Genomic DNA, 7,345 nt, shown 5'->3' with positions numbered 1-7,345 from the left:
CCACCACCCGCCACGACGCTGCCGCCGTGGCCATCGGAAGACGCGCCCTGGGGCACCCGATCAGGCGTCGGACGGCACCGCCCCGTACCCACCAGAGCGATGGATACGGGCATCGGACCGTCCAGGCCCGACCGGAGACCCCAGGGCGTGAGGAAACCCGCCCACGCGTCCCCGGACCACGGACACGATCCATGCCGCCCGGACGCGCAGCGAACGCGGGTGACCAGAACGCCCAACACCGTCCGGGGCGTTCGACTGAGCATGAGGCCTGGCAACAGGACTCACTCCCGCTCAGTCCCTAGGAACGGTAGGTATTGAACATGTAGGTTGCCACCGGCGCGGTCGCCTTGCCGGCCGGGATCAAAGCGCCCTCCTCACCCGTGCTGTAGGACAGGATGCCGCACTGCCCACCGGCGCTGACCCCGACCAGGAAGATGTGGTCAGGCAGGCCTGACAACAGCATTGGGCGGTCCAAGGACTCCAGCTGGGCCGCTTTGTGGAGCGGACCGGCGACGATCAACGCGTCAAGCATGGCGTCGATCGCATGCTCCGAATCGAGCAGCACCGGTGCATCCCGGTGCTCCTCCTTGAAGACTGCCACCGCGCCCCGCAACATCCCGCGCCCCTCGCTGTTCCTGGCGATCCTCGTATCATGCCGGAGGCGAGGCGCACTACCGTCCTGGCCCAGAACTCTAGGTGCGGCGACCTGCTGATAATTGATCTTGCGTCAGGACAAGGCGAGTTGACGGACGCGGCGTGGGAGCGGATGGAGCCCCTGCTGCTGCCGGTGGACGGGAGTGGCCGTCCCTGGCGTGACCTGCCGGAGCGGTACCGGCCGTAGCAGACGCTCTACGAGCGATTCGCCCACTGAGCGTCGGACGGGACCTGGGCGAAGCTTCTTGAGCACGTCCAGGTCCGGGACGATGCGGTGGGCCGGGTTGGGTGGACCGGCGCCGTCGACTCGTGAGGAACGCCGCCGCAACGCCCGGGCCAGGCACGAGGCGTACGCGGCCGCCAAGGCAGTGGCCACCGTCGAGGAGGTCAGCGCGATCCTGAACGCCTGGCGGCCCCGCCGGTCAGGATGAACAGCACGCGCCGGAACACGGGATACCAGCGCTGCAAGGCCGGTGCGGCCGCCGGTAGGCGGGGTCCGCGGCCGGGGGCGGCTGGTAGGGCGAAAAGCCTCTGCTCGGTCTCGGCCAGGATGTCCCGCTCGGCGAGCTGCTTGAGTTTCGCGTCCGGCGGCTCGGACGGTGGTGGATCGGGCAGGTCCAGCAGTGTCCTACAGATGGTGCGGATCTCCCCGGCGGTGGTGTCGAACCCGTCCAGCATCGCTGTCGGCGCTGCGATCTTGTGCCGGGCCGTTTCAGCCTGCGCGGAGATCTCACACTCCCGCCTCTCCGACCGACCCCCGTGAGGCGTCTGTCCGGACGCGCTTGGAGGTGCTGATGCCGGGCTCGCAGAGGTGTGTCCGGGCGCCTGGGTGCGGCCCGGGTACCGTGATCCCGGGCTGGGCGGCGGTGACGCTGAACTGGCGTATGACGGGGCGCATCATGAGTGCGCTGGCGATGGGGGTGGGATGGGAGTCGCGACGACGGTCCGCGCGGTGAACGGGTTGACCGCGCGGTGGGCCGATGCCTCAGAGGGCGGCACGGTGTTCTCGGCGGCGGGGGTGTGGCCGCTGCTGGCTCACCTGGCCGACGGGGCCGAGGGCACGGCGCGGGCCGAGTTGGCGGATGCTCTCGGGCTCCCCGTCGGTCAAGCGGCCTCCGCCGCACGCGAGTTGCTCGCTGCGATGGGTGCCATGCGGGGACTGGATACGGCTCTGGGGCTGTGGACGAAGCGCACGCTGGAGCTGAGGGCGGAGTGGGAGGCGGGCCTGCCGGCCGACGCCCATGGGGTGCTCACCGGGGACCCGGTGGCCGACGGCCGGGCGCTCGACGCCTGGGCGGTGAAGCGGACGGGCGGGTTGATCGACCGTATGCCGGTCGCGCTGACCGAGGACACGCAGATGGTGCTGGCGAGCGCGCTGGCCATGCGCACACAGTGGCTGAACCCCTTCCATGAGGTGGAACTGGAGACGGCTTACGAGCCCTGGGTCACCGAGCCGCGGCTGGGCCTGTGGCGCTCCAGTGCCGTGCTGGACCGGGTGGGGGTGGCGGACACAGCCGACGGGCACGTCACTGAGCTGAAGGTGTTGGGGAGCAATGCCCTGGACGTGCACCTGCTGCTCGGTGAGGAGGGCATGAAGCCGGGGCAAGTGCTGAGGGCCGGGGTGGACATCCTCGCCGGCCGGTGCGCGGTCGTGCCGGGGCCGCGGCTGTCCTACGGGAACGTGGGCCCGGGCCTGCGGGTGGAGAAGGTGCGCCGCACGCGGCCCGAGCCGCCGTCGCTGGAGGTGACGACCGTGGCGTACAGCATGAACGCGAGCCACGATCTGCTGAAGCTGCACGAGTTGTTCGGGCTCACGACGGCACGGGACGCCTCGCGCGGGCACTTCCCCGGCATCAGCGCCTTCCCGCTCGCCGTCGGATCGGCAGAGCAGAACACCATGGCGAAGTTCGGCGCGCTGGGTTTCGAGGCGGCCGCGGTGACGGAGTTCGGCGCAGTCGCCGCGGGCATGCCCGACCTCCGTTACGTGACCACCAGGATCAGCGCCGCGTTCGACCGTCCCTTCGGCTTCCTCGCCGTGCACCGCCACACGCGGCTCGTGCTCACGGCAGGCTGGGTCATGGATCCGTTGCCGTTCCCCGTGGACGACTGGGACGACGAGTAGTGAGCGGGACGACGATGCACGCCGTCGTGCGGTCGACAGAATGACAGCACGCTGGGAGGGGACGTCCACGCGGGGCACGGTCCGTGTCTCCGCCGGTGTCCGCCGCGGTGAAAGTGCGGCTTCCTCAGCCATCGACCGGCGCCCGCTTCCTCGGACAACGGGGGTGGCGCCTTGCGGGCCTGGCGGCTGCTCATGAGAGTGACAGCGGCCTGGTCGATCAGGGTTTCGGAGTGCTGGACGAGTCGTTCGCAGCGATCCGGTCGGGCTTCAAACACAGACTCTGGAGTGCGCTCAAGCAGTGGTGGTGCGGGTCACCGGCTGCTGTGCAGCCTGCGGATGCTGCCTGCGTCCCGGTAGCCCACGCGGTGGGCGATGTCCTCGGCCGGTAGTGAGGTCGTCGCGCGCAGATGCGCCGCCCGCTCCGCGCGCACCCTGCGCAGGGTGCGCAGGGTGCGCAGGGTGCGCAGGAAAGCGTACGGAGAGGTCCCCAGCCCTTGCTTCACATGGCGTTCCAGAGTGCGCCGGGTCACCCCGAGGGCGAGGGCGGCGTCGGCCACCCCGACCTGTAGGTGCAGGTGCGTGCGCGCCCATACCTCGAAGTCGTTCACCAGTCGGTCCTGGTCGTGAAGGTGGTCGGTGAACGCGGCCACGCTCGGCGTGGGCCGTTGGTCGATCAAGAGTGCATGAGCGGTCTCGGAAGCCAGCCGCGGACTGATCCGCGCGACCAGGCTCAGCGCGAGGTCGATGTGGGCGAACGCCGCACCGGCGGTGACGACGGCGCCGTCCCGCACCACCATGCGGTCCATGGCCGGCGTGATCTTCGGATAGCGCTGGACGAACAGGTCACGCAGCCACCATGTGGTGGTCGCGGAGCGGCCGTCGAGCGTGGCGAGGTGGGCCTTGGCGTCCGCGAGGTCGAGGTCCTCGGCTTCTGCGGCCGTCACGGTCACGTATCGGCGGTCGTCGCCCGGCTCCTGGAGGATCTCGACGAGCGCCTGCGCGTCCGGCACCCCCTCGCCGGTGCGCCACTCGGCCGGACACTCCGTGTCGAGGATCTGCGCGAACGCCTGGGCCAGGAGCAGGTTCGCGTGGGCCTTGCCCTCACGGGTGCCGTCCGTCAGGCGTTCCACGGGTTCGGCCATCTCGCTGGCCGGTCGGCTCCAGATGCTTCTTCAGGAAGGAGATCTCCGCCGCGACGGCCTGTTCGTGTGACTCGAGGAAGGGGGCGTAGTGAGTGCCCGTCAGGTGAACTACTTCGTGCTGGGGCGCGTTCCGGGCGGCTCGGACGGCGGGGCCGGGAAGCACGCTCTGGTCCTGGTCGCAGACTACGACCTGCAGGGGGCACCGGATACGGGAGGCGTGTCGGCCAGGCTGGTACGTGCCGATCTGCAGGGCGATCCGTGCGGCGACCGTCTGCTCCCAGTTCGCGTGGTGGCGGTCGGGGTCGAGGGCCCGGTCGCCGTCCATGGCGTCGGGCGTGGTGAGCGAGGCGACCGCGCCGCGTGGTCCTGCGGTCGGGACCAGCAGTGGCGGCCGCCCGACGCGGCCCCCGAGCGCGTCCGCGACACCACGGCCGAACAGACGTAGGGCCGCCAGGGGTGTCATGGAGCGCAGCGCGTGGGGAGCGAGTGCGGGGCCGTCGACCAGCGGGGTCTGCGCGATGGCGCAGGCCAGTTGCGGGTGGTCGGCCGCGACACGGAAGACGTGGCCGCCTGCGAGGGAGAAGCCCCAGAGTGAGATCCTGTCCGGGTCGACGTCCGGCAGACCGGTCGCGTACTCGATCGCGGCGTGCCAGTCGGCGACCTGTTCGTCGAAGCGGACGATCTGGCGCGGAGTGCCTCCGCTCTCCCCGAACCGTCGGTGGTCGAAGGCCAGGACCGCGAAACCGGCGTCGTTGAACCGTGCTGCGAACAGGTCCGAGGCCGGCTCTTTGGTCACCGAGGTTCCGCCGGCCATGATCACACAGCCGCCGTTCGACCCCGGATAGTGCCAGGCGGCACACGAGGTGTCACCGCTGGCGAAGCGTACTTTCTCCCGTTGCTCGAACGCGGGCACATGGACCTCCGTGGTGAATCGTCGTTCTCGAAGTGCTCTGAAATCCACAGGCTTGCGGCATCGCCGCAGTGCGCGCCCCCTTCGCCGGGCCGCCGGTGGCGGTCCTGAGGAACTGGGGTCAGCCCGTCAGGCCGAGCGAGGTGGATGCCTTCCATACTTGGGGCACAGCCTCTTGGACGCGCTCCGCACAGCGGCAGAATGAGCGAAACTGTCCTTCATGGCGCGTACGTCGGCGGATTCGGTATTGAGCCTCGTGGACCAGCGGCTGGTGGCCGCGTTGCAGTGGGACGGCCGCCTCACCGCGGAGCGGGCGGCCCATGTGCTGGGGCTCAGCCCCGCCACCGTGCGTCGCCGCCTGCACGCGCTCGGCGCCGACGGGACCGTGCGCGTGGTGGTCTCACCGGTCGCGCGGCCGCGCAACGGCGGCTCGGCCGGGGCCCTGTTCCTGCGCATCCGGGTCCTGCGGGGAAAGCTCGACACGATCGTGGCCGCGCTCGCGGCGCGCGAGGACATCCCGTTCATCGACGTCACCACCTCGGGTGACGAGATCTTCGCGGTCGCCCGCACCGAGCCGGGTTCACGCGACCCGCTGGTTTTCCGCCAACTGCCCTCCACCCAGGCGGTGACGTCCCTGGAGAGCGCCACGATCCTGCACGTCTTCCGGCTCACCTCCGAGTGGCGTCACCAGGTGCTGACCGCGCCCGAACGCGCAGCACTGACCCCGGCCGAGCCGGCCCCCGGGGCGACCGCTTCCGGCTCTCCGGGCCCCTACGGCGTCGACACCGACGCCCTGGAACAGTCCCTCATCGACGCCCTCACCCCCGACGCGCGCCTGCCCGCGGCGGCCCTGGCCGCCCACACCGGCCACCCGGAGAGCACGGTGCGCCGCCGCCTCTCCCAACTGGCCGCCCAGGGCCGCCTGATCACCCAGGTCCTGGTCGATCCGCGCCGCCTCGGGCTGCCTATCGAGGCCAAGCTCCTGCTGCACGTGGCCCCCGACCATCTGGCCGCCGCCGGGCAGGCGCTGGCCGATCACCCCGCGGTGCACGGCGCGTTCGCGACGTCGGGACCCTCGAACCTGCACGCGGCCGCGTACTTCCCGGACCTGACGGCCCTCTACGGCTTCCTCTCCCGCGACCTGGCCGGCCTGGGCATCACCCACGTCGAGACGGCCATCGTCAGCCGCGCCGCCAAACGCACCCCCGCACCAGTCCAGCCAGGGCCAGGCGGCCAGGGGCGGGCGAACGTCACATCGAAGAGCTGGAACTGACAACTGTCTCGACGAACCGAGTCCACGCGTCTCACCCGGTCCGGTCGGGAGTCGGCTTCTTCCTCATGTCCCGTGCAACGAGCCCACCGGGGAACCGTTGCGTGGGGCTCCCTGTCCGCCCCGGCCCGGGACCCGCGGCGGGTCGACAGGAGATGTCGGCCCGGTCACGACGGTGGTGCGGGCCGCCCGGAGCACCGGAGCAGCTCCCACAGCCGCCGCGCGGACGCGTTGCCAGGGGTGCCGAGGTCACTCACCGGCACCGAAGCGGTGAAGAGCTCCGTCGACACCGACTGGGTCGTCGTGCAGCTGAAGTACATCGGCAAGAAGAACGCACAGCACCCGCATGGCAAGTGGGTCGTCTACACCTCCTATCCGGAAGGGTGATCTTGACTGACGGCAAGGAGTCCGAGAACTGCTGTCCGGAGGACGTCTACGTGACGGACGTCGGGCTGACCTGGATCGCCTCACGGTGGAGCGTGGTGGACATGTTCGACCGGGAGCCGGATCGCCACCCCCGCCCCGAGGGCGGACCTCTCGCGGAATGGCTCGGCTTCGCGTCACTGGCGGTCGACGAGTTCGACCGTTCCAAAGCGATGCAGTTGGGCCAGGACGTCCAGCGGCTTTTGCGGTCCCCGCTCCCGGAGAACACGATCCGCACGGCGTGGCTCGGGGCGACACACGGCCTGTTCGACCCTGCCGAGTACGGAATCAGCGCCCGTACTTGGCTGCGTCGCGCCGAAGCGGCATGGCTGGCCCGCGCGCGCCAAGACGATTCCGCGTTCGTCCCTTTGCCGCCGCAGCCGGTGGTGGACGAGGAACTGCGACGGGACGTCCTCCAAGTGATCCATCCGGCCTCGGGGCGCCTGAGCCATGAGGCGCAGGACCCGCCGTTCGGTGCTCCGGTGACCGGCCTCGTGCCGGCCCTGGAGCGAGTGGTGACCGAGGCGTGCGCCGACCTCGGCTACCGGTTCTTCCTGCGCGCCATGAAGGCGTACCAGGTGCCCGCCGACAGAGGAAGCCTCGTCGCCCTCGGTGAGCGGTTCGGCTACCCGTACTGGCTCGTGCGCGAAGGCCTCAACGACCGGACCGATTGACATCGAAGCACAGGAACGGATGGAAACCGTCCGCCCCTGCGGGAGGCCGCCTGGAAGGGGCCGAGTCTCGCCGCTTTCAAAGGCGTCGCTTTGCCCGACTCGTTGGCTCATAGAAGTTCCTGGGCCCAACCTCACGACTGGAGGCCCGCG

The 7,345-nt window shown here is 70.4% G+C and carries 8 protein-coding genes and 2 pseudogenes; 6 read left to right on the top strand and 4 right to left on the bottom strand.

Annotated elements, in window-relative coordinates:
* Window positions 1-302: pseudogene (locus ACH4S8_RS40170) on the top strand (transposase); the annotation flags it as partial.
* On the opposite strand, the gene ACH4S8_RS40165 reads toward ACH4S8_RS40170, so the two are convergent.
* Window positions 299-601, bottom strand: a complete 303-nt coding sequence (locus tag ACH4S8_RS40165; RefSeq protein WP_398403384.1) for a hypothetical protein — start codon at window positions 599-601, stop codon at window positions 299-301. The pseudogene ACH4S8_RS40170 and the gene ACH4S8_RS40165 overlap by 4 nt on opposite strands.
* A gap of 165 nt (window positions 602-766) precedes the next feature.
* Between ACH4S8_RS40165 and ACH4S8_RS40160 the strand changes: the two are divergent.
* A pseudogene (locus tag ACH4S8_RS40160) lies at window positions 767-964 on the top strand (transposase); the annotation flags it as partial.
* A gap of 77 nt (window positions 965-1,041) precedes the next feature.
* Here the strand turns inward: ACH4S8_RS40160 and ACH4S8_RS40155 are convergent.
* Window positions 1,042-1,332 (bottom strand): hypothetical protein, encoded by a 291-nt coding sequence (locus ACH4S8_RS40155; RefSeq protein ID WP_398403382.1) that lies wholly within the window; start codon window positions 1,330-1,332, stop codon window positions 1,042-1,044.
* 247 nt (window positions 1,333-1,579) lie between these two features.
* Between ACH4S8_RS40155 and ACH4S8_RS40150 the strand changes: the two genes are divergently transcribed.
* Window positions 1,580-2,776 carry a serpin family protein gene (locus ACH4S8_RS40150; RefSeq protein WP_398403380.1) on the top strand — a complete coding sequence of 399 codons (1,197 nt, stop codon included), beginning with the start codon at window positions 1,580-1,582 and terminating at the stop codon, window positions 2,774-2,776.
* A 311-nt stretch (window positions 2,777-3,087) separates the two neighbouring features.
* Here the strand turns inward: ACH4S8_RS40150 and ACH4S8_RS40145 are convergent, their stop codons facing one another.
* Window positions 3,088-3,906 carry a helix-turn-helix domain-containing protein gene (locus ACH4S8_RS40145; protein ID WP_398403378.1) on the bottom strand — a complete coding sequence of 273 codons (819 nt, stop codon included), beginning with the start codon at window positions 3,904-3,906 and terminating at the stop codon, window positions 3,088-3,090.
* On the bottom strand, window positions 3,878-4,714 hold the full coding sequence (locus ACH4S8_RS40140; RefSeq protein WP_398403376.1) for an alpha/beta hydrolase: 837 nt from the start codon (window positions 4,712-4,714) through the stop codon (window positions 3,878-3,880). The genes ACH4S8_RS40145 and ACH4S8_RS40140 overlap by 29 nt, the downstream gene beginning before the upstream one ends.
* Window positions 4,715-5,048: 334 nt before the next feature.
* On the opposite strand from ACH4S8_RS40140, the gene ACH4S8_RS40135 reads away from it, so the two are divergent.
* From ACH4S8_RS40135 to ACH4S8_RS40125, 3 genes are all read left to right on the top strand, one after another.
* Window positions 5,049-6,101: an Lrp/AsnC family transcriptional regulator gene (locus tag ACH4S8_RS40135; protein WP_398403374.1), complete on the top strand. Its 1,053-nt coding sequence runs from the start codon at window positions 5,049-5,051 to the stop codon at window positions 6,099-6,101.
* Between the two features lie 237 nt (window positions 6,102-6,338).
* A complete protein-coding gene (locus tag ACH4S8_RS40130; protein ID WP_398403372.1) occupies window positions 6,339-6,485 on the top strand; it encodes a hypothetical protein in 147 nt (48 codons plus the stop codon).
* Window positions 6,482-7,195, top strand: coding sequence for a hypothetical protein (locus tag ACH4S8_RS40125; protein ID WP_398403370.1), 714 nt, complete (start codon window positions 6,482-6,484; stop codon window positions 7,193-7,195). Before ACH4S8_RS40130 ends, ACH4S8_RS40125 begins: the two co-directional genes overlap by 4 nt.
* Window positions 7,196-7,345 lie beyond the last annotated feature (150 nt).

The sequence above is a fragment of the Streptomyces sp. NPDC021080 genome, assembly GCF_044333225.1.
Classification (GTDB): domain Bacteria; phylum Actinomycetota; class Actinomycetes; order Streptomycetales; family Streptomycetaceae; genus Streptomyces.
The sequence above is the reverse complement of the archived record's forward strand: the minus strand, read 5'-3'. Positions and strand labels throughout refer to the sequence as shown.

Coding starts and splice junctions, on each gene's coding strand:
- ACH4S8_RS40155 (WP_398403382.1), bottom strand. CDS start 1,332: ATGCTGGACGGGTTCGACACCACCGCCGGGGAGATCCGCACCATCTGT.
- ACH4S8_RS40150 (WP_398403380.1), top strand. CDS start 1,580: ATGGGAGTCGCGACGACGGTCCGCGCGGTGAACGGGTTGACCGCGCGG.
- ACH4S8_RS40135 (WP_398403374.1), top strand. CDS start 5,049: ATGGCGCGTACGTCGGCGGATTCGGTATTGAGCCTCGTGGACCAGCGG.